The sequence below is a fragment of the Entomohabitans teleogrylli genome (genome assembly GCF_001484765.1).
In the GTDB taxonomy this organism is placed as follows: domain Bacteria; phylum Pseudomonadota; class Gammaproteobacteria; order Enterobacterales; family Enterobacteriaceae; genus Entomohabitans; species Entomohabitans teleogrylli.
Genome location: NZ_LLXO01000025.1, coordinates 1 through 21,841, shown reverse-complemented (window position 1 = coordinate 21,841; position 21,841 = coordinate 1). Strand labels below are relative to the sequence as shown.

15 protein-coding genes are annotated in these 21,841 nt (G+C 59.0%); 11 read left to right on the top strand and 4 right to left on the bottom strand.

Features of this window, described 5'->3' with window-relative positions; all coding sequences use genetic code 11:
• The first annotated feature begins 6 nt into the window (after positions 1-6).
• Both thyA and AQ981_RS21100 read left to right on the top strand, forming a co-directional pair.
• Complete coding sequence (gene thyA / locus AQ981_RS21105; protein WP_058913740.1) at positions 7-801, top strand: thymidylate synthase; 795 nt, start codon at positions 7-9, stop codon at positions 799-801.
• Between the two features lie 93 nt (positions 802-894).
• Positions 895-1,854, top strand: coding sequence for an arsenic resistance protein (locus AQ981_RS21100; RefSeq protein WP_058913739.1), 960 nt, complete (start codon positions 895-897; stop codon positions 1,852-1,854).
• A gap of 27 nt (positions 1,855-1,881) precedes the next feature.
• Here the strand turns inward: AQ981_RS21100 and AQ981_RS21095 are convergent, their stop codons facing one another.
• A complete protein-coding gene (locus AQ981_RS21095) occupies positions 1,882-2,277 on the bottom strand; it encodes a YybH family protein (RefSeq protein WP_058913738.1) in 396 nt (131 codons plus the stop codon).
• A gap of 229 nt (positions 2,278-2,506) precedes the next feature.
• On the opposite strand from AQ981_RS21095, the gene AQ981_RS21090 reads away from it, so the two are divergent.
• From AQ981_RS21090 to recD, 8 genes are all read left to right on the top strand, one after another.
• Positions 2,507-2,977, top strand: a complete 471-nt coding sequence (locus AQ981_RS21090; RefSeq protein WP_058913737.1) for a prepilin peptidase-dependent protein — start codon at positions 2,507-2,509, stop codon at positions 2,975-2,977.
• On the top strand, positions 2,968-3,519 hold the full coding sequence (locus AQ981_RS21085; RefSeq protein WP_058913736.1) for a prepilin peptidase-dependent protein: 552 nt from the start codon (positions 2,968-2,970) through the stop codon (positions 3,517-3,519). Before AQ981_RS21090 ends, AQ981_RS21085 begins: the two co-directional genes overlap by 10 nt.
• Before the next feature lie 32 nt (positions 3,520-3,551).
• Entirely contained in the window at positions 3,552-3,941 is a 390-nt protein-coding gene (locus AQ981_RS21080; protein ID WP_058913735.1) for a DUF2509 family protein, read from the top strand.
• On the top strand, positions 3,938-4,249 hold the full coding sequence (locus AQ981_RS21075; RefSeq protein WP_249226362.1) for a prepilin-type N-terminal cleavage/methylation domain-containing protein: 312 nt from the start codon (positions 3,938-3,940) through the stop codon (positions 4,247-4,249). Before AQ981_RS21080 ends, AQ981_RS21075 begins: the two co-directional genes overlap by 4 nt.
• 12 nt (positions 4,250-4,261) lie before the next feature.
• Positions 4,262-7,633, top strand: coding sequence for an exodeoxyribonuclease V subunit gamma (gene recC, locus AQ981_RS21070; RefSeq protein WP_058913733.1), 3,372 nt, complete (start codon positions 4,262-4,264; stop codon positions 7,631-7,633).
• 135 nt (positions 7,634-7,768) lie between these two features.
• Entirely contained in the window at positions 7,769-10,657 is a 2,889-nt protein-coding gene (gene ptrA / locus AQ981_RS21065) for a pitrilysin (RefSeq protein ID WP_058913732.1), read from the top strand.
• A complete protein-coding gene (gene recB / locus AQ981_RS21060) occupies positions 10,654-14,202 on the top strand; it encodes an exodeoxyribonuclease V subunit beta (RefSeq protein WP_058913731.1) in 3,549 nt (1,182 codons plus the stop codon). Before ptrA ends, recB begins: the two co-directional genes overlap by 4 nt.
• Positions 14,199-16,034 carry an exodeoxyribonuclease V subunit alpha gene (gene recD / locus AQ981_RS21055; RefSeq protein ID WP_058913730.1) on the top strand — a complete coding sequence of 612 codons (1,836 nt, stop codon included), beginning with the start codon at positions 14,199-14,201 and terminating at the stop codon, positions 16,032-16,034. Before recB ends, recD begins: the two co-directional genes overlap by 4 nt.
• 31 nt (positions 16,035-16,065) lie before the next feature.
• Here recD and argA read toward each other — a convergent pair whose 3' ends face one another.
• Complete coding sequence (gene argA / locus AQ981_RS21050) at positions 16,066-17,397, bottom strand: amino-acid N-acetyltransferase (protein ID WP_058913729.1); 1,332 nt, start codon at positions 17,395-17,397, stop codon at positions 16,066-16,068.
• 331 nt (positions 17,398-17,728) lie between these two features.
• Between argA and amiC the strand changes: the two genes are divergently transcribed.
• Positions 17,729-18,979, top strand: a complete 1,251-nt coding sequence (gene amiC, locus AQ981_RS21045) for an N-acetylmuramoyl-L-alanine amidase AmiC (RefSeq protein ID WP_058913728.1) — start codon at positions 17,729-17,731, stop codon at positions 18,977-18,979.
• Here the strand turns inward: amiC and AQ981_RS21040 are convergent.
• Both AQ981_RS21040 and AQ981_RS21035 read right to left on the bottom strand, forming a co-directional pair.
• Complete coding sequence (locus AQ981_RS21040; RefSeq protein WP_058913727.1) at positions 18,976-20,394, bottom strand: UDP-N-acetylmuramoyl-tripeptide--D-alanyl-D-alanine ligase; 1,419 nt, start codon at positions 20,392-20,394, stop codon at positions 18,976-18,978. The genes amiC and AQ981_RS21040 overlap by 4 nt on opposite strands.
• Before the next feature lie 117 nt (positions 20,395-20,511).
• Entirely contained in the window at positions 20,512-21,402 is an 891-nt protein-coding gene (locus AQ981_RS21035) for a hypothetical protein (RefSeq protein ID WP_058913726.1), read from the bottom strand.
• Positions 21,403-21,841: the final 439 nt, after the last annotated feature.

Here is a 21,841-nt window from a genome sequence, read left to right as displayed (position 1 = left end):
GGGGACATGAAACAATACCTGGATTTAATGAAAAAAGTGCTGGAAGAAGGGACGCCGAAAGACGACCGCACCGGCACCGGAACGCTGTCGATTTTTGGCCACCAGATGCGTTTTAACCTGCAGGACGGTTTTCCGCTGGTGACCACCAAACGCTGCCATTTGCGCTCCATTATTCATGAGCTGCTGTGGTTCCTGAAAGGGGACACCAATATCGCTTATCTGCGCGACAACAACGTCACTATCTGGGACGAATGGGCGGATGAGAACGGCGATCTCGGCCCGGTTTACGGCAAGCAGTGGCGTTCGTGGGCGACCCCGGATGGCCGCCATATTGATCAGATCTCGACGGTGCTTAAGCAACTGAAAAGCGATCCGGATTCGCGGCGTATTATTGTGTCGGCGTGGAACGTCGGGGAACTGGACAAGATGGCGCTGGCCCCGTGCCATGCCTTTTTCCAGTTCTATGTCGCCGACGGCAAACTTTCCTGCCAACTGTACCAGCGCTCCTGCGATATTTTCCTTGGGCTACCGTTTAATATCGCCAGCTACGCCCTGCTGGTGCATATGATGGCTCAGCAGTGTGGCCTGGAAGTCGGTGATTTTGTCTGGACCGGCGGCGATACACATCTGTACAGCAACCATCTGGAACAGACGCGCCTGCAACTGAGCCGTGAACCGCGCCCGCTGCCGAAGCTGGTGATCAAGCGCAAGCCGGACTCGCTGTTCGACTATCGCTTTGAAGACTTTGAAATTGAAGGCTACGATCCGCACCCGGCAATCAAAGCGCCGGTCGCTATCTGATAGCCTGACATACCACCGGCATACCACCAGGGTGCCGGTCTGTCGATCATCCCGTCCTCCCTGTGGTCGAATCACCCGCCAAAAGGACCCGCATTGAATAAATTACGCGCAGCGCTGGAACTGCACCAGGTAGTGATTTATTTCGCCTGCGTGGTAAGCGCGGCGCTGGTGGCGGGGATAATCCGCGACGCCAGCGGGCTGGAATGGGCCGTCAATCCGGCGCTGGCGCTGATGCTGTTTGTGACTTTCCTGCAGGTGCCGGTGACGGAAGTTCGCCAGGCGCTGACCCGGATGCGCTTTCTGTTTGCGCTACTGGCGACCAATTTTATTGCTATCCCGCTGCTGGCGGCGGCGCTGGTCTCGGTAATCCCGCTGGATCCTCTGCTGCGATTCGGGGTTCTGCTGGTGCTGTTGATGCCCTGCATCGACTATGTGGTGACCTTTACTCATCTGGGTTGCGGCGATGCCAGGTTAATGCTGGCGGCGACCCCGCTTCTGCTGGTGGCGCAGATGGCGCTGTTACCGGTTTATTTAAGGGTGTTTATCGGCGATACGGCGGCGCATCTGATTCACCCCGGCCCCTTCATCGACGCTTTTCTGTGGTTGATCGCGACGCCCTTTTTACTGGCGGCGCTGGTGCAGTTATGGGCCAGCAGGCATCGCAGCGGCGCCCGCGTGGCGGCGGTGTTTGGTCTGCTGCCGGTTCCGGCGACCGCGCTGGTGCTGTTCATTGTGGTAATGGCGATGGTGCCGCAACTGGGCGCAGCGCCGGGTATGGCGCTGTGGGTGATTCCCTGTTACCTGATCTTTGCCGTTGCGGCGCCGCTGGTGGGCTGGAGCGCGGCCCGCTTATTCCGCCTTGAGACCGGCGCCGCCAGGGCGCTGGCATTCAGCGCCAGTACTCGTAATTCACTGGTGGTACTGCCTCTTGCCCTGGCGATCCCCGGCACGGCCCCGCTACTGCCGGCGATTATCGTGACGCAAACGCTGGTAGAACTAGTGAGCGAGCTTATTTATCTGCGCGTGATTCCGCTACTGATTCGGGAACGCTGATCGCTGGCGCGGCGTGGTCGCCAGCGATCAGCCATCCAGAAGCGCAGTGCCGTATGAGTTGTCGATCGCGCATAGCCAGCGCCCGTCGCTCTGGCGCTGAAACACATAGGTCGCCCGGCGGGTGGCGGTCACGGTGCCCCCGGCGTCGTCCGGGTAGTGAAGTACGGTTTCCATGATTACCAGCGCATTATCCGCGCCTTCTATCACCTGCAACTCCCCCTGTTCCACCACCAGTTGGTCCTGAAAATAGTCAGAAATCGCCGTAAAGGCTTTGCGGATTGCCGCCTGGCCGGTGACCACCAGGTCGGGTCTTACCACCAGCGCGGCGTCCGGGGCGTAATACGCCATCAGCGCATCAAAGTCGCGCGCCGAAATGGCTCTGTCGCAGGCTTCAATAATCTGTCGCAGGGGATGTGAATTCATAAAGTACGCTCCTGATAAACCATCGGCCAGACGCCGGGAAGGCTGCGCGTGGCGGGATGCGGCAGGAGTATCCTGATGATGATCTCTTTGTCGATTGCCAACAATTTCTCGACACCCCTTCCATTTCCCTGCCAACAATAAGCAACAGCCGCCTTTTCACTGCAAGGTATCACGTAAAGAGCGTAACTGACGCTGGAATGTGCGTTTTCTGCTGGCACACTGCTGCGCTATGAACAGAAAACAACACGGTTTCAGCCTGCCTGAAATCATGATCGTACTGAGTATTGTTGTCATGCTGAGCGCCGCGGGAATTAGCGGCTGGCGCAGCTGGCAGCAAAAACAACAATTGCGCCACAGCGCGCTGTTGCTGCGCGATTATCTGCATCGTCTGCGAACCGACGCCAACGGTTATAACCGCGATTGGGTGGTGCAACTGATTTCCGGCCCACAGGGTTGGTGCCTGGCGCCCCGGGGGAGCGGGGCGGAAAGCTGCTCTGTCGCTAATCGCTGGCAGTTTCACCCTCCTTATCAGGGGATTACCTGTAGTGAGCTGACTGACGGTATCGGCTTTTTCGGATTACGCAATACCGCCTGGCCCGGGCATATCACGCTGCGCAGCGCCGGCGGCGCATGGCGGGTGGTGATTTCCGTATGGGGGCGCGTGCGCCTGTGTCGTGAGGAGGAGAACCTGTGTCGGTAACCGCTAAAGGGTTCACGCTGCTGGAAACGTTAATCGCAATGGCCATCGGCAGTCTGGTGGCGATGGGAGCTATGCGCCTGCTGGCGGTCATTCAGCAGGAAACGCTGAAAACCAGCGCCCGGCAAATGCTCGAAGAGGAGTTGTGGCAACTGACGTTTACGCTGGCGAAACAACTGCGTCGCGCCGGCTACTGCGCGGGGGAATGCGCCGGTGATACGGCGGGGCTGAAGCTGGCGCCTGGCTGCGTTATCGTGCAGTGGGATGAAAACAGCAACGGCATCCGGGAACCCGCCACTGAACAGACCGCCTGGCGGCTGAATGCCGGGAGCCTGGAGACCCGCCGCGGCGTGGCGCACTGTAGCGGTAAAGGGTGGGAGAAAATGAACGACCCGGCGATGCTGAGCATCGAGGCATTTTCCGTTACCCGCCACGAGCAGCCATTCGGACCGCCGCTGGTGGCGGTGCGTCTCGCTGGTCGGGCATCACGGGCGGGCGTGGCGCCGGTTGCCGTCACCCATCTGATCACCGGGTTTAATTTATGATTCGGTGCCGGGAACGGGGGGCTATCGGGATAATGATGCCGGTTTTGCTGCTGATGATCGGTACCCTGATGCTGAAAGGCGTTGATAGTCAGATGGCGGCGCGGCGTTACACATTGGTCGGGGAACAGTCGGCATTGCGCGGCGAACTGCGCGGGCTGTCTGCGCTGGCGTGGGGGACGCGTCTGCCATGGGCGCCAGAGGCGCAGTGGCGTTGCCGGGAACAGCCGGTCCACCACTGGCGCGCCTGTCTGCGTCTGTTGGATAATAACCGGTTGCTGCTGGCGGCCCATGATGCCTCCGGCACTGAAGCGCCGCTGATTTTCTGGCGCCTTGGGGAACTGCGCGGCGCTAAAGTGATATTTACTCCCCGCGGCTGGGCGGATTTTTGCCCGCTCAGCGACGAGCGGTGCCGGTTGCCGTGAAGCGCCAGCGCGGGTTCAGCCTGCCGGAGGCGTTGGTTTCGCTGGTACTGCTGGTGCTGGTCGCCAGCGCGCTGGCGGGCTATCTCAGCGGGTTACAACGCGGCGCGGCCAGCCAGCGGCAGGCGCAATTGCTCTGGCGTTATGTCAGCCAGCAAACGGCGCTTTCGCCGCCGCCGCTGCCGGAGGGCTGGTCGGTCAGCCGGATCCAGAGCGCGCAGGGGGACTGCCGCGCTGTCAGCGTGCAGGTTATTGCGCCGGATGGCAGGCAGGGCCAGGCATATCGGTTACACTGTGCGGATACACCATAGTCAGGAGTTTTTATGCTGCGGGTTTACCACTCCAATCGTCTGGACGTGCTGGAAGAGATCATGGAGTTCATTGTCGAGCGCCAGCCGCTGGACGATCCCTTCGAGCCAGAAGTGGTGCTGGTGCAAAGTACCGGTATGGCCCAGTGGCTGCAGATGACGCTGGCGCAAAAATTCGGCATTGCCGCCAATATTGATTTCCCGCTGCCCGCCAGTTTTATCTGGGACATGTTTGTGCGGGTGCTTCCCGGCGTGCCGCAGGAGAGCGCTTTCAGTAAAACCAGCATGAGCTGGAAACTGATGGCGTTGCTGCCGGAGATGCTTGAACGCCCGGAATTCACCATGCTGCGTCACTATCTGGAGAACGATGACGACCGGCGTAAACTGTTCCAGCTATGCGCGCGGATTGCCGATTTATTTGACCAGTATCTGGTGTACCGCCCCCGCTGGCTAACCAGTTGGGAGCAGGATCAGCAGGTAGAGGGGCTGGACGAGGCGCAAAGCTGGCAGGCTCCGTTATGGAAGGCGCTGGTGGAACATACCCGCCGCCTGGCGCAGCCGGAGTGGCATCGCGCTAATCTTTATCAGCGATTTATCAGCACCCTGGAAAACAGCGACAGTTGCCCGCCAGGCCTGCCTTCCCGGGTTTTTATCTGCGGCATCTCCGCGCTGCCGCCGGTCTATCTGCAGGCGCTTCAGGCATTGGGCAAGCATATTGATGTGCACCTGCTGTTCACCAACCCGTGCCGCTGGTATTGGGGGGATATTCAGGACCCGGCGTTCCTGGCGCGACTGATAAGTCGCCGCCGCCGCAAACATAATCAGCCGCAGGAACTGGCGTTATTCCGCGATCCGCAACAGGCATCGACGCTGTTTAACGATGACGGCCAACAGAATATCGGCAACCCTCTGCTGGCTTCCTGGGGGAAGCTCGGCAGGGACTACACTTTTCTGCTTTCCGGGCTGGCGCGTTTTGAAGAGCTGGACGTGTTCGTCGATCTGCAGCCGGATAATTTACTGCATCGGGTTCAGCACGATCTGCTGGAACTGCGCGATAGCCAGATCCTTGGGCTGACCGAGGAGCAATACCGCCACAGCGGCGAAAAACAGCCGCTCCGGCCGGAGGATCGCAGCCTGACGTTACACGCCTGCCACAGCCCCCAGCGGGAAGTGGAAGTGTTGCAGGATCGGCTGTTACAGATGATGGAAGCGGATCCGTCGCTAACGCCCCGGGACATCATTGTGATGGTGGCGGATATCGACAGCTACAGTCCGTATATCCAGGCGGTGTTCGGCAGCGCGCCGGCGGAACGCCGTCTACCGTTTGCTATTTCGGACCGTCGCGCGCGCCAGGCGCATCCGGCGTTGCAGGCATTCATTACCCTGCTGAGCCTGGCGGAGAGCCGCTTTACCGCGGAGGATGTGCTGGCGCTGCTCGAGGTTCCCGCGCTGGCCAGTAAGTTCGCTATCGATGAAGAAGGGTTGGGCTACCTGCGCCAGTGGGTTGGCGAATCTGGCATTCGCTGGGGGATGGATGACGATAATGTCGAGGAGTTTGGGCTACCGACCGGGGGGCGGCATACCTGGCGTTTTGGCCTGACGCGCATGCTGCTCGGCTATGCCATGGAAAGCCAGCGCGGCGAATGGCGCGATGTGCTGCCTTATGATGAGTCCAGCGGGCTGATCGCCGGGCTGGCGGGGCAACTGGCGGAACTGCTGATGCAGCTAAACCGCTGGCGCAGAGCGCTGGTACAACCCCGCACCCTCGATGGCTGGTTGCCGGTGTGCCGCGATCTCCTCAACGATTTCTTCCTGCCGGAGCCGGAAACCGAAAGCGCGCTGGCGTTAATTGAACAGCAGTGGCAGTCGGCTATCGCCCAGGGCATTGAGTCCCGCTATGGCGAAGAGGTGCCGCTGACGATACTGCGCGATGAGCTGACCCGGCGGCTGGATCACGAACGTATCAGCCAGCGTTTTCTCGCTGGCCCGGTCAACTTCTGTACCCTGATGCCGATGCGCTCGATTCCTTTCAAAGTAGTTTGCCTGCTGGGGATGAACGATGGCGTCTATCCACGCACTCTGGCGCCGCTGGGATTTGATCTGATGAGTCAGAAGCCGGAACGCGGCGATCGCAGCCGACGCGATGACGATCGTTATCTGTTCCTGGAGGCGCTGATCTCCGCCCAGCAGTGCCTGTATATCAGCTATATCGGCCGCTCGATTGTCGATAACAGCGAACGTTATCCGTCGGTGCTGGTGCAGGAACTGCTCGAATATCTCGCCCAGAGTCACTATCTGCCCGGCGATGAGCATCTAACCTGCGATGAGAGCGCCCGCCGGGTGCGGGAGCATCTGGTGCATCAACATACCCGTACGCCGTTCGATGCCCGTAATTTTCTCCCCGGCGATGAGCGGCAGAGCTATGCCCGCGAGTGGCTGCCGGCCGCCAGCGAAGCCGGTCAGGCGCAGCCGGCGTTTATGCAGTCCCTGACGCCGTACAGCGCAGAGGAGGTGACGCTGGAACAACTGCAGCGTTTCTGGCGGCATCCGGTGCGGGCGTTTTTCCAGATGCGTCTTGGGGTGAACTTTCGCACTGAAGAGACCGATCTCCCGGATGAGGAACCTTTTTATCTCGACAGTCTGGAGCGTTATCAGATAAACCAGCATTTGCTCAATGCGCTGGTGGAAGGAGACGACGCCAGTTTGTTGTTTCGCCGCTATCGGGCATCGGGGGCGCTGCCCTATGGGCCCTGGGGGGAAATCGCCTGGGAGTCGCAGTTAAATGAAATGCAGCAACTGGCGGATAGCGTGGTGGCGGAAAAGCTGCCGGGTGAAAGCCGCGAAGTGGATCTGAACATCGCCGGCGTTCGGGTAACCGGTTGGCTGCACGATGTACAAAGTGACGGCCTTCTCAGATGGCGCCCCTCTGTGCTTAATGTTGGCCACGGAATGCAACTTTGGCTGGAGCACCTTGTCTACTGTGCCTGTGGCGGTAACGGCAGCAGTCGCTTGATGGGGCGCAATGCGTCAGTGTGGCGTTTCCCGGCGCTACCGGTTCAGGAGGCCGAAGCTTATCTCGAACAATGGCTGGAAGGCTATCTCAGCGGCATGTCGCAGCCGCTGATTCTGTTGCCGCGTAGCGGCGGCGCCTGGCTGAGCGCCTGCTACTCTCCTGAGAGTCAGAGCATTCTGTGGGATGATGAGACGCAGCAAAAAGCGCGTGTAAAACTATTGCAAAGTTGGGAAGGTAATCAGATGGTAGAGGGCGAGGGAGCGGATATCTGGCTCCAGCGCCTGTGGCGGACTCTGGATCGTGAATATTACGACGCCATCATCCGCGAAGCGCAGCGCTTTCTGCTGCCATTATTCAGGTATAACCAGCCGTAACGGCAATCTGAACGGATTCTTTCGCCTGCCGCCCGCGGATATCGCGGGTGATGAAAATAACAAAAGCCGCTTCAGCGGCGCAGTATCACAACGTTAATGATGAGGCCCGGCGAGGGCGAAATAATGAGGTTTGCGATGCCTAAATGCAGCATCTGGTTGAAGTTGCTTGTTTTACTTGCTGCCCTCTGGACACCGGTAAGTCAGGCTGATACAGGGTGGCAACCTGTTCAGGAAACAATTCGTAAGAGTGACAAAGATAACCGTCAGTATCAGGCCGTGCGCCTCGATAACGGTATGGTTGTGTTACTGGTCAGCGACCTTCAGGCGGTCAAATCGCTTTCGGCGCTGGTGCTGCCGGTGGGGTCGCTGGAAGATCCCGACGATCATCTGGGGCTGGCTCACTACCTGGAACATATGATCCTGATGGGATCGAAAAAGTATCCCGAGCCGGACAGTCTTGCCGAATTCCTGAAACTGCACGGCGGCAGTCATAACGCCAGCACCGCGCCCTACCGTACCGCTTATTATCTGGAAGTGGAAAACGACGCCCTTGAGCCGGCGGTGGACCGGCTGGCGGACGCCATCGCGCAACCGAACCTTTCCCCTGAATACGCTGAACGGGAGCGCAATGCGGTAAATGCGGAACTGACTATGGCCCGTTCCCGCGACGGTATGCGGATGGCCCAGGTCAGCGCCGAAACCCTTAACCCCGCCCATCCGGGGGCGCGTTTTTCCGGCGGCAACCTTGAAACCCTGCGCGATAAGCCCGGCAGTAAGCTGCATGACGCGCTGGTGGCGTTCCGGGATAAATATTATTCCGCCAACCTGATGAAGGCGGTTATCTACAGTAATCAATCGTTGCCGGAGCTGGCGCGTATCGCCACTCAAACCTACGGGCGTATTAAAAATAAAAATATCACCGAGCCGCAGATAACCGTACCGGTGGTGACCGATGCCGGGAAGGGCATCATCATTCACTATGTCCCCGCCCAGCCTCGCAAGGTGCTGCGCGTTGAATTCCGGATTGAAAATAACAGCGATAAGTTTCGCAGTAAGACCGATGAACTGATCGGCTACATGATTGGCAACCGCAGCAGTAATACCCTGTCCGACTTGCTGCAAAAACAGGGGCTGGCTGACAGTATCCGCGCCAACTCCGATCCGGTGGTCACCGGTAATGGCGGGGTGTTTGCCATCTCGGTATCCCTGACCGATAAAGGGCTGGCGGAACGCGATCGGGTCGTGGCGGCGATTTTCAGTTATATCAACCTGTTGCGTCAGGACGGGATAGATAAACGCTATTTTGATGAGCTGGCCCATGTGCTGGATCTGGATTTTCGCTATCCGTCCATTAACCGCAATATGGACTATGTGGAGTGGCTGGCTGACACCATGCTGCGGGTACCGGTCGCCCACACTCTGGATGCGGTAAACATTGCCGACCGTTACGATCCCCAGGCGGTCGAGGCGCGTCTGGCCATGATGACGCCGCAAAATGCGCGTATCTGGTATATCAGCCCGAAGGAGCCGCACAACAAAGTCGCCTACTTCGTGGAGGCGCCCTATCAGGTCAATAAAATCACTCCCCAGACGCTGGAAACATGGCAACGGGAAGGCCGCGCGATTAACCTCAGTTTGCCGCAGCTTAATCCTTACATTCCTGATGATTTCACGCTGATCAAGCCTGAAAAGAGCCTGTCCCATCCTGAGCTTCTTGTACAGGAGCCGGGGCTGAGGGTGCTGTATATGCCGAGTAAAGCCTTCGCCAGCGAGCCAAAGGCGGATGTGACGGTAGTGCTGCGTAATCCCCGGGCGATGGATAGCGCCAGAAATCAGGTGTTGTTTGCCCTCAACGATTATATGGCCGGGCTGGCGCTGGATGAACTCAGCAACCAGGCGGCGGTAGGCGGTATCAGCTTCTCATCCAACGCCAACAGTGGTCTGATGGTCAGCGCCAATGGTTACACTCAGCATCTGCCGGCGCTGTTCAGCGCGCTGCTGGAAGGGTATTTCAGCTTTACGCCGACTCAGGCGCAACTGGAACAGGCGAAGTCCTGGTATCAGCAGATGCTTGATTCCGCTGAGAAGGGCAAAGCGTACGACCAGGCTATTATGCCGGTACAGATGATTTCTCAGGTGCCGTACTTTACTCGCGATGTGCGGCGCGCGCTGCTGCCTTCTCTGACGGTGAACGATCTGGTTGCCTACCGCGACAATTTGCGGCGCAATGCGAAGCCGGAATTTTTGATTGTCGGCAATCTGACGCCGCAGCAGTCCATCGATCTGGCGCGCAAAGTTCAGCAGGATCTGGCGGCTCAGGGTACCGAATGGTGCCGCAATCGCGACGTGCTGGTGGATAAACAGCATCTCGCGGTGATGGAAAAAGCCGGCAGCAGCACCGATTCGGCGCTGGCGGCGCTTTTTGTCCCGCCGGGATATAGCGAGGCGCAGAGCGCCGCTTATGGGGCGCTGCTCGGGCAAATCATCCAGCCGTGGTTCTATAACCAGTTGCGTACCAATGAGCAACTGGGCTACGCGGTATTTGCCTTCCCGATGGCGGTAGGCCGCCAGTGGGGTATCGGTTTTCTGCTGCAGAGCAGCGACAAGCAACCGGCGTTTTTGTGGCAGCGCTATCAGGCGTTTTTCCCGCCAACGGAAGCGCGGCTGCGTAAGCTGGACCCGCAGACCTTCGCCCAGATCCAGCAGGCGGTGATTAACCAGATGCAGCAGGCCCCTCAGACGCTGGGTGAAGAGGCGTCCCGGTTCAGTAAAGATTTCGATCGCGCAAATATGCGCTTCGATTCGCGCGCTAAGGTGATTGCCGAAATCAGGCAACTGACCCCGGCGAAGCTGGCGGATTTCTTCCGCCAGGCAGTGATTGAGCGACAGGGAATGGCGATTCTGTCGCAAATTTCCGGCAGCCACAGCGGTAAAGCGGAATATGCGCATCCGCAGGGCTGGAAGGTCTGGGATAATGCCAGCGAGCTACAGCAATCTTTACCCCTGATGAGTGAAAAACCATGACTGACGAGACCGCGCAGCCCCTTGATTCGTTAACTTTACCGCTTCAGGGGGCGAGGCTGATAGAGGCCTCTGCCGGTACCGGAAAAACCTTCACTATTGCGGCGCTCTACCTGCGGCTACTGCTTGGTCTGGGCGGCGCCGCCGCGTTCCCACGTCCGCTGGGGGTGGAAGAGCTACTGGTGGTGACCTTCACTGAAGCGGCGACCGAAGAATTACGAGGTCGTATTCGTTCCAACATCCACGCGCTGCGCATCGCCTGCGTGCGCGGTCAGACTGACAATCCGCTGTTTCAGCGCCTGCTGGAAGAGATTGACGACCTGGCCCGGGCTGCGCAGGTTCTGCTGCTGGCCGAGCGGCAGATGGATGAGGCGGCAATCTTTACCATTCACGGCTTTTGCCAGCGCATGCTGAACCTGAATGCCTTTGAGTCGGGCATGCTGTTTGAACAGCAACTGCTGGAAGATGAAACCCATCTGCGCCGCCAGGCCTGCGCTGATTTCTGGCGACGCCACTGTTATCCTCTGCCGAAGCCGGTGGCGCAGGCGGTCAGTGAAATCTGGACTGGCCCGGAGGCGTTACTGCGCGATATATACAGTTACCTGCAGGGGGAGCAGCCGCTTCTCAAACGCCAGCCGCCGCAGGAAGAGACACTGCTGAGCCGCCATGAAAAGATTGTTGCCGCCATTGATGAGGTAAAAACGCAGTGGCGGGCGGCGGCGGGAGAGCTTGCCGCGCTTATCAGCGATTCCGGGGTTGACAAGCGTAGCTTCAGCAGCCGCAACCTGCCCACATGGCTGGACAAAATCGGTGAGTGGGCGGGGCAGCCTACTACCAGCTATCAGTTGCCCGATCCGTTGGGCAAGTTTGCCCAGTCATTCCTTGATGAAAAGACCAAAAAAGGGCCGCCGCCTCGCCATCCCTTGTTCAGCGCCATTGACGCCTTACTTAGCGAGCCGCTGACCCTGCGCGATCTGGTGTTGGCGCGGGCGATTTCTGAAATCCGCTATACGGTGGAGACGGAAAAGCGCCGCCGCGGCGAAATGGGGTTTGATGATATGCTCAGCCGCCTCGACGCCGCGCTGCGCCAGCCCGGCGGCGAAGCGCTGGCGGCGGCGATCCGGCGGCGTTTTCCGGCGGCGATGATTGATGAGTTTCAGGATACTGACCCACAGCAGTACCGTATTTTTCGCCGCGTGTGGCTCAATCAGCCGCAAACCGCGCTGCTGCTGATCGGCGATCCCAAGCAGGCTATTTATGCTTTTCGCGGCGCGGATATTTTTACTTACATGAAAGCGCGTCGCGAGGTGAGCGCTCACTACACCCTCGATACCAACTGGCGCTCTTCACCGGAGATGATTCACTGTGTTAATCGGCTGTTCAGCCAGCAGGAAAATGCTTTCCTGTTCCGCCAGATCCCCTTTTTAGTGGTGAAGTCGGCGGCCAGCAATAGCGGCCTGTGTTTCACCCTGCAGGGGAAGGCCCAGGCGGCGATGACGCTGTGGAACATGCCGGGGGAAGGTGTCGGTGTAAGCGATTACCAACAGGTGATGGCGCGCCAGTGCGCGGCGCAAATCTGCGACTGGCTGGCCGCCGGCCAGCGCGGCGAAGCGCTGCTGTGGCGTGGAGAACAGTCTCGCGCCGTCCAGGCATCGGATATCACTGTGCTGGTACGCAGCCGCAATGAAGCGGCGATCGTGCGCGATGCGCTTGGAGCGCTGAATATTCAGTCGGTATACCTTTCCAACCGCGACAGCGTTTTTGCTACCCTGGAAGCCCGGGAGATGCTCTGGCTGCTACAGGCCGTGCTGGCGCCGGAAAAGGAGAGCACCCTGCGCAGCGCAATGGCTACCGGGATTATCGGGCTGGACGCTGCGGCGCTGGATGCCCTGAGCCAGCAAGAATCCGCCTGGGATAGCCTGGTGGAAGAGTTTGACGGTTATCGGGAATTGTGGGTGCGGCGCGGGGTAATGCCGATGTTCAGCGCCCTGATGGCGCGTCGTCAGGTGGCGGAGAATATTCTCGCCACGCCGGGGGGGGAGCGGCGTCTGACGGATATTTTGCACCTCAGCGAGCTATTGCAGGAGGCGGCGGGCCAGATTGACAGCGAGCATGCGCTGGTGCGCTGGCTGGCGCAGAACATCGCCGAACCGGACAGCAATGCCGCCAGCCAGCAACTGCGGCTGGAGAGCGATAAACACCTGGTGCAGGTGGTGACTATCCACAAATCGAAGGGGCTGGAGTATCCGCTGGTCTGGCTGCCGTTTATCGCCAGCTATCGCGCCCAGTCTCAGGCGCTGTACCATGACCGGCAAACCTTTGAAACCTTTCTCGATCTCGGCAATGATGCGGAAAGCCTCGGTCTGGCGGAGGAGGAGCGACTGGCGGAAGATCTGCGCCTGCTGTATGTGGCTGTTACCCGTTCGGTATGGCACGCCAGTCTGGGGATCGCGCCGCTGTTTCGCGGCAACCGGGCGAAAAAAGGGGTCTCCGATTTTCACCTCAGCGCTATCGGTTTTTTGATCCAGAAGGGAGAAGCGCTGGAGGCCGCAGAGTTGCAACAGGCGCTGGCGTCCCTGTGTGGCGAGGCGATTGCCCTGGAAACCGTCCAGGCGCCGGATGAAGCGCCGTGGCAGCCGCTGGCGCCAGCGGCGCCGGCGTTGCAGGCGCGTTATCTGACACGCGATGTCGGCGATGACTGGCGCGTCACCAGCTATTCCGGGCTACAACAGCATGGCAGCAGCGCGGCGCCGGAGTGGGTGCCGCGTCTTGACGTCGACGCTGCCGGCGAGGCGCAGGAGGCGTCGCAATCGGCGTTGACGCCGCATCAGTTCCCGCGCGGCGCGTCGCCCGGGACGTTTTTACATAGCCTGCTGGAAACGCTGGATTTCACCCAGCCGGTGGATCAGGCGTGGGTGGCGGAGCAACTGGCGCAGGCCGGGTATGATGCGCAGTGGCAGCCGGTGGTTAGCGGCTGGCTGGCGTCAATCCTGGCGGCGCCGCTTAATGACAGCGCGGTGTCGCTGCATCAACTGTCGGCCAGGGATCGCCAGAGCGAACTGGAATTTTATCTGCCCGTGGCCGGGCCGCTACAGGCGACGCAACTGGATGCATTAATCCGCCGCTACGACCCGCTGTCTGCCGACTGTCCGCCGCTCGATTTTCGCCAGCTACGCGGAATGCTGAAAGGTTTTATCGATCTGGTGTTCCGCTGGCAGGGGCGTTATTACCTGCTGGATTATAAATCCAACTGGCTGGGGGATAGCAGCGACGCCTACACCCAGGAGGCGATGGCGCAGGCGATGCGCGAGCATCGTTACGACCTCCAGTATCAGTTATATACTCTGGCGCTGCACCGCTATCTGCGACAGCGGATCGCCGGCTATGACTACCGGCAACATTTCGGCGGGGTTATCTATTTATTTCTGCGCGGCGTCGAGGAGGGAGGTTCCCGTCAGGGGATTTTCTCCACCTGTCCAGAGCCGGCGCTGATTGACGCCATGGATGCGCTGTTTGCCGGAATCTGGCAGGAGGACGATGTCGCATGACGAAGATGGAAACGCTGCTGCTACAGGCCGTTGAGCAGAAGCTATTTCGCGCCCTGGACGTTCAGTTCGCCCTGATGGTGGCCGCTAACGATGAGCCGATCGTGATGCTGGCGGCGGCGCTGGTCAGCCGGGATGCCGGAGAAGGCCACGTCTGTCTGCCGCTGGAAAATCTCGATCCGCAGCGCTGTTTTGCCCATCGCCAGAATGCGCTGGTGGACGCGCTGTTTGCCCGGGTGGGGGAACCTGAGGCCTGGCGCCGGCATTTGCAGGCGTCGCCTGCCGTCAGTAGTGAGAACGCGGCGACGCCTCTGAAACTGGATAACGACAGTCTGTATCTTAATCGCATGTGGTGTTACGAGCAGGATGTGGCGCATTTCTTCCTGGAAGGAAACCATCCAATGCCGCTGGACAGCGCGCGTCTGCGCGAGGTGCTGGGCGAATTGTTTAGCCCGACGCAGGAGACGGACTGGCAGAAAGTCGCGGCGGCCGTCGCGCTGACCCGGCGTATCGCGGTGATTTCCGGGGGGCCGGGCACCGGCAAAACAACAACGGTGGCGAAGCTTCTGGCGGCGCTGGTGCAGATGTCTCCCGGCGCTCAGCGCATTCAACTGGCGGCGCCAACCGGTAAGGCGGCGGCCCGTCTCACCGAATCCCTGGGCGCCGCGCTACAGTGTTTGCCGCTCAGCGCGCAGCAAAAAGCGATGTTGCCCGATGAAGCCTGCACCCTGCACCGCTTGCTGGGGGCTCAGCCCAACAGTCAGCGGCTGAAATATCATGCCGGTAACCCGCTACATCTCGACGTGCTGGTGGTGGATGAAGCCTCAATGGTGGATTTACCGATGATGGCGCGATTGATCGCCGCGCTGCCGGCTAATGCCCGGGTTATTTTCCTCGGGGATCGCGACCAACTGGCTTCGGTGGAAGCGGGGGCGGTACTGGGGGATATCTGTCACTTTGTAAACCGCGGCTATAGCGCCGAACGGGCGCAGGAACTGAGCGTGATTACCGGTTACGCGCTTCCCGCCGGGGAGGGGGATACGGCGCAGGCGTTGCGCGATTGCCTGTGTCTGCTGCAGAAAAGCTATCGCTTTGGCCGCGAATCCGGGATCGGTCAACTGGCGCTGGCGGTTAACGCCAGCGATATTCGCGCGGTCCGGGCCACGCTGGCGGCCGGTTATGAGGATATCGTCAGCTATCCGCTGAGCCAGGCGGCGGATTACCAGATGATGATTGACCAGTGTGTGCAGGGGTACCGGCGCTATCTGGAGCTACTGGCGGGAGGGACGCCGGAATCGATCCTTACCGCATTCAGCGAGTTTCAGTTGCTGTGCGCGCTGCGTGAAGGGCCTTTCGGCGTACGCGGTCTGAATGAGCGCATTGAACAGGCGCTGGCGCGTCAGCGGCGAATTCGGCGGCCGGTATCGCAATCGCTGCGCTGGTATCATGGCCGACCGGTGATGATTGCGCGTAACGACAGCGCGCTGGGGTTGTTTAATGGGGATATTGGCGTGGCGCTGGATTTTGGCCACGGGCTGCGGGTGTGGTTTTCGATGCCGGATGGAACGGTGAAATCGGTGATTCCGGGTCGTCTGCCGGCCCATGAAACGGCCTGGGCGATGACGGTACACAAATCTCAGGGGTCGGAATTTGATCATGCCGCGCTGGTATTGCCGGATCAGATAACGCCGGTGGTGACCCGTGAACTGGTCTATACCGCCATTACCCGCGCCCGCCAGCGGCTGTCGCTGTATGCGGATGAGCGGGTTCTGGCGAAAGCGATTGGCGCGCGTACCGAGCGGCGCAGCGGATTACTGGCGCTGTTCAGTCAATAAAGCGTTGCGGCTTATGCCGGAACGCCTGTGATTAGCCGAGATCGGCCATCAGGACTTTGGAGCGCCGCTGGTAGTTATACATCTGCTTTTTGCTTTCCGGCAGTTGTTCAATATCCACTGGGGTAAAGCCGCGCTCCTGGAACCAGTGGATGCTGCGAGTGGTCAGCACGAACAGCTTCTCAAGCCCTATTTGCCGGGCCTGGGCGGCGATGCGCTGCAACAGTATTTCGCCGCGCGAAGAGCTGCGGTAGTCGGGGTGGACCGCGACACAGGCCATTTCACCGATTTTCTCTTCCGGGAACGGATAAAGCGCCGCGCAGGCGATGGTCAGATTATCCCGCTCGACGATGGTGAACTTGTCGATCTCCATTTCCAGTTGTTCGCGGGAACGGCGCACCAGGATGCCCTGCTGTTCGAGCGGGCGGATGAGCTCCAGGATCCCGCCAATGTCATTAATGGTCGCCCGGCGGATCTGCTCGGCGCTTTCCATCACTATCTGGGTACCGATGCCATCGCGCGAGAACAGCTCCTGCAGCAGCGTACCGTCTTCCCGGTAGCTGATCAGGTGGCAGCGGCGAACCCCGCTGCGGCAGGCTTTGACCGCCCCGCGCAGAAAGCGCACGGTGCCGGAGTGGTAATCGCCGGTTTCCTCCAGGGCTTCCACTCTGGCCTGCGCTTCGTTGGGGAACAGCTCGGAAACAATATTTCCTTCAGCGTCGGTGACCCCCTGGGAAGAGCAGAAGCCAATCATTTTCTCTGCCTTCAGCTTGACCGCCAGTTGGGTAGCCAGCTCTTCAGAGGTCAGGTTAAAGCTTTCGCCGGTGACCGACACCGCAACCGGGCCCAACAGCACGATAGCCCCGCTGTCGAGCTGGCGGTGGATCGCCTCTTCATCGATACGGCGGATGCGCCCGCTGTGGCAGTAGTCCACGCCATCGTCTACCCCCAGCGGCTGGGCGATAATGAAATTACCGCTCACGACATTGATATGGGCGCCCTGCAGAGGAGTATTATTCAGGCTCATGGAAAGCCGTGCGGTAATATCCAGTTGCAGCAGCCCGGCCGCCTGTTTAACCAGTTCCAGGGCGCGGGCGTCAGTGACCCGGGTGTGTTTGTGATAAACCGGCTCGCAGTGGTGTAAGGCAAGGTTAGCGTCAATCTGCGGGCGAGCGCCATAGACCACCACCAGGCGAATACCCAGACTGTGTAGTAGTCCTATATCATTGACAATACTGGAGAAATTTTCATCTTCAATTGCTTCTCCACCCAGCATGATGACGAAGGTTTTGCCCCGGTGGGCATTAATATAAGGAACAGAATGGCGGAATCCCTGAACCAGTTCAGTCTTACGTTCCTTCACCACGGCACTACCTCTCAATGCATGATTATTCGAAATTATTGTATTTTTATTCTTTTATCGACGGCGGCGCAAGCGCAATTTTTATCGTGGGCATTTTTACTTTTCGCCGATCCGCACCCAGAATTATTCATAAGGTATCAGGCAGTATGACAAAGGTTTGTTTCATGGATGATGCTCTTGCCGGCAAACTAAACGGGAGATAAGCGGCAAAATGACGTCTCTATGCGAATGTTTACCCTTTTATAGATGACAGTAACGGCATGTTTCGCTAAAGTTTTTGGTCCACATTTTTATATTGTCACGCCGGAGTACGCGTAATTTGTCCGGGAGAAGCATGTCAGGATCCAGTTCTGCTATCAGCCGCCGCCGTTTGTTACAGGGCGCGGGCGCCATGTGGTTACTGAGCGTCAGTCAGGTCGGGTTGGCCGCGGGCGCAAGCCAGGTTATCGCCGTGCGCGTCTGGCCGTCCTCTACCTATACGCGCGTGACTCTGGAATCCAACCGCATGCTGAAGTACCGCCAGTTTGCGCTGAGCAATCCGGAACGTGTAGTGGTGGACCTGGAAGGGGTACAGCTGAATTCGATTCTTAAAGGGCTGTCCGGTCAGATCCGCGGTGACGATCCGTTTATTAAATCGGCCCGGGTGGGGCAGTTCGATCCAAAGACGGTGCGTCTGGTGTTTGAACTGAAGCAGAATGTCACGCCGCATCTGTTTGCTCTGGCGCCGGTAGCGGAATTTAAAGAGCGTACGGTGATGGATCTGTACCCGGCCAACACCAACAGCGAACAGGATCCGCTGCTGGCGTTACTGGAGGATTACAATAACGGCCAGCTGGATAAAAAAGTGCCGCCGGCCGGGCCGCAGCCGGGTAAAGCCGGACGCGATCGGCCGATCGTTATCATGTTGGATCCCGGTCATGGCGGCGAAGATCCTGGCGCCATCGGTAAATATAAAACTCGTGAGAAAGACGTGGTGCTGCAAATTGCCCGTCGCCTGAGAACGCTGATTCAGAAAGAGCCGAATATGAAGGTGTACATGACGCGCAATGAAGATATCTTCATACCGCTGAAGGTGCGGGTGGCGAAGGCTCAGAAACAGCGCGCCGATCTGTTCGTATCGATTCATGCTGATGCGTTTACCAATCGCTCGGCGCGCGGCTCTTCGGTGTTTGCGCTGTCGACCAAAGGCGCGACCAGCGCCGCGGCGAAATATCTCGCGGAAACCCAGAACGCCGCGGACTTGATCGGCGGGGTCAGCAAGAGCGGCGATCGCTATCTCGACCATACGATGCTGGACATGGTGCAGTCCCTGACCATCAACGACAGCCTGAAATTCGGCAAAGAGGTGCTTAATCGCCTCGGGAATATCAACAAACTGCATAAAAACCGCGTCGATCAGGCCGGCTTTGCGGTATTGAAAGCGCCGGAAATTCCGTCCATTCTGGTGGAAACCGCGTTTATCAGTAACGTTGAAGAGGAGCGTAAACTGAAAACCGCGGCATTCCAGCAGCAGGTGGCGGAGTCGATTCTGGCCGGCATCAAAGCCTACTTTGCCGACAGTAGCACCCTGGCGCGGCGCGCTTAGCCTGTGCCGCCGTGGGATTTAACCCAGCTCACCAGTTCATAAACCCGGGTACTGTTGGAACCTTTAAACAGCACCACATCCCCCTGTTGCAACTGGTTTTCGAGTACCGCCCGTAATTGACCGGGGGTCGCGACAAAATCTCCCCGCCGATCGTCGGCCAGCGACTGCCAGCACTGCTCATAAAGTTCTCCCGCCAGATAAACCCGATCGATAGCGCTGTGGTTAATCAGTTCCGCGAGATCGGTGTGGTAGCTCAGGGCGCCGGGGCCGAGATCCGCCATTTCACCCAGTACGGCGATACGCCGCTGATGGGTGCGCTTATCGCTGAGCTTTTCCAGCGCCGCCTTCATGGAGCCCGGATTGGCGTTATAGGCGTCATCAATAATGGTGAGTTGCTGCCCATTGAGGGTTAGCTCCAGCTCTTCTCCACGCCCGGACAGGGCTGAAAAACGGGCCAGTTGTTCAATCGCTGGCTCCAGCGGATAGCCCAGCGTCAGCACCGTCGCCAGTACCGCAAGGCTGTTAAGGGCCATATGTCTGCCGTCAGCGCCGCAGCGATAGCGAATTTCCCGATCGCCGATACGGGCTGTCACCTGCCGTTCGCCGGGGTCGTAGTCGATGAGGCGGATATCGCATTCCGGGCTGGCGCCATAGTGGACGATGTTCAACTGGCGCTGCCGGGCGGCATCGTGGACGGTTTGCCACTCCTGCATATCGCGGTTGAGAATGGCGGTACTGCCCGGCGTCATCCCCACGAAAATCAGGCTCTTGGCGCGCGCGATATCATTCAGCGTGCTGCGTTCCCCAAGATGGGCGGGTTGAATATTGGTAAAAATGGCGATTTGCGGCCGCGCCATCAGCGTACTGGTTTTCATGCGGCCGATGGCCATTTCAAGAACGATTTGCGGCGTATTCCAGGGCATTGACGCCAGATTCCACGCCACACCCCGCGGCAGGTTGGCATTGTGGGCGCTTTTACATACCGGGCCCCACGGCGCAAGGGCGGCGGCCAGCATGGCGACGCAGGTGGTTTTTCCGGCGCTGCCGGTAATACCGATGATGTTGCCCGTCATACGATCCCGGGCATAGCGTCCGAGGGCGAGAATCGCCTCTTCGCTGCTTTGCACCTCCAGCAGGGGGATACCGGCGATAGGCTCCAGCCGCCCGGCGGTGGCTATTATTGCCGCAGGTGGCGATTTCAGACGCGGAATCGAAGTGGGCGGGATACCGGAATTGTCATCCTGGGTGCGCACCACCACAATATTGCCTGGCTGCATCGCCGGCGCCCAGATAGACAGCCCGGTGGCGGACCAGCCGGCGGGCGGCGGTTGTCTCCATTGTCCTCCGGTGACGCCGGCCAGTTCTTCGGCATGCCAGATAGCCTCTCCGACGGTTGTTTGCGGGTAATTTGCCATAACGCCTCCGACGCGTCGCCGGTGCTGAAATACACCTGATGGTGTCCGACGCCTGATAATTATTCCGGTAGATCAATAATATCCGAGGTTCAGGATATATCGTTGATATATTTGGATTTAACCGGATGAGGGGCAGTCGGCGACCAGCCGGTAGCTGATATTATTTTTTAGCGAGTGATAGGCAGACGGGTCGGCTGATGCGGTTTCCAGTTGTACCCGGTGCCCCCGGGCTTTCAGCGCCATGGCGAATTTTTTCTGCAGGATGAAGGGGGTCACCTGGTCTTTTTCATTACCAACAATAATGATCAGTCGCTGAGGATCGGCGGCGACACCGTCGACGTGGTCCAGCGGATCCCAGGGATTGAGTAATCCGGTTGTATCCCGGCCCGGACGCGATGGCCAGCCGTGGGCGGCGCGCAGCATTTGCGCTCTTTCCACCAGGCCATAGGCTCCGGAGGCCAGTATTGCGCAGGAGATATCTTTTCTGCCCAGCGCCAACAGCGCGGCGCCCGCCGTCGCTCCGCCGCTGGTGCCGCTGAGGATAAAGTGGTGAATCCCGTAGCGCACTTTCAGCCCGTCGGCGGCGGCATTCAGCGCCATAAACTCCGCCTGCTGTCGGCGCTGCAGGTGATTACCGCTGGATCCCCAGGTACCGGGGCGCGCGACAACAATTACCGGTATCCCGGCAATGCGGGCAATTTTGCTGGCGTAGTCGCGCTGCTCGCTGACGGTATTGCCCGGAATGGTCTGCGGATCGCGATCCTTGCGGTAGGCGCGATCGCCGCGGAATACCAGCAGCACCGGGTCTGCCTGGGAAATTTTCCCGGCGGAGAAATAGCGAATACAGGCTTCGCCGCCGGACCAGGTGACCCACAGGGCCTCATCCCCGACGGGACAAGCGGCCTGGCTGGCAGGCTGGTTCCACAGTAACGGGGTGGTGTCATCAAAGGCGACGGCAGAGTGCGCGGCAGTCAATGCCAGCGTCAGCAGGGCAGCAGAACGAAGCATAGAGAGATGTTGAGGGTCAGTAGAGGGTAGAACGAGTATAGTGGGGAAAATAAAAATACAGGGAATTAAGACACAGAAGTTTTCAGGGGAAAAAAGAGATGACTCTGAGATTGGTTGCGGGGGCCACAGTCAAGAGGTTAATCTAACCTTTTGAAACTTAAGGCATTCACTGTTCCCGAACCCAAGCTATCTACCGAATTATACACTCATTATCTGATGTGAATCAACGAGTATATTCGAACCAGCTATACTCAAGGCGCTGGTTATTCATGATTAAAAGTTAGAAAAGTAGGCAGTTTGCTTGACTCACTGAGAACAGTCTACCAGATGTGCCGGTTCGCGCATAGCGGCTTTATTGAAGGCATTGAGAGCACATGAGCGCCTACATCTTTAGCTGTATTAGTCGCGACTTGATCTGACATATGACCTTGAAAGGTTG

Coding starts and splice junctions, on each gene's coding strand:
- thyA (WP_058913740.1), top strand. CDS start 7: ATGAAACAATACCTGGATTTAATGAAAAAAGTGCTGGAAGAAGGGACG.
- AQ981_RS21095 (WP_058913738.1), bottom strand. CDS start 2,277: ATGAATTCACATCCCCTGCGACAGATTATTGAAGCCTGCGACAGAGCC.
- AQ981_RS21090 (WP_058913737.1), top strand. CDS start 2,507: ATGAACAGAAAACAACACGGTTTCAGCCTGCCTGAAATCATGATCGTA.
- AQ981_RS21080 (WP_058913735.1), top strand. CDS start 3,552: ATGATGCCGGTTTTGCTGCTGATGATCGGTACCCTGATGCTGAAAGGC.
- recC (WP_058913733.1), top strand. CDS start 4,262: ATGCTGCGGGTTTACCACTCCAATCGTCTGGACGTGCTGGAAGAGATC.
- ptrA (WP_058913732.1), top strand. CDS start 7,769: ATGCCTAAATGCAGCATCTGGTTGAAGTTGCTTGTTTTACTTGCTGCC.
- recB (WP_058913731.1), top strand. CDS start 10,654: ATGACTGACGAGACCGCGCAGCCCCTTGATTCGTTAACTTTACCGCTT.
- recD (WP_058913730.1), top strand. CDS start 14,199: ATGACGAAGATGGAAACGCTGCTGCTACAGGCCGTTGAGCAGAAGCTA.
- amiC (WP_058913728.1), top strand. CDS start 17,729: ATGTCAGGATCCAGTTCTGCTATCAGCCGCCGCCGTTTGTTACAGGGC.
- AQ981_RS21040 (WP_058913727.1), bottom strand. CDS start 20,394: ATGGCAAATTACCCGCAAACAACCGTCGGAGAGGCTATCTGGCATGCC.
- AQ981_RS21035 (WP_058913726.1), bottom strand. CDS start 21,402: ATGCTTCGTTCTGCTGCCCTGCTGACGCTGGCATTGACTGCCGCGCAC.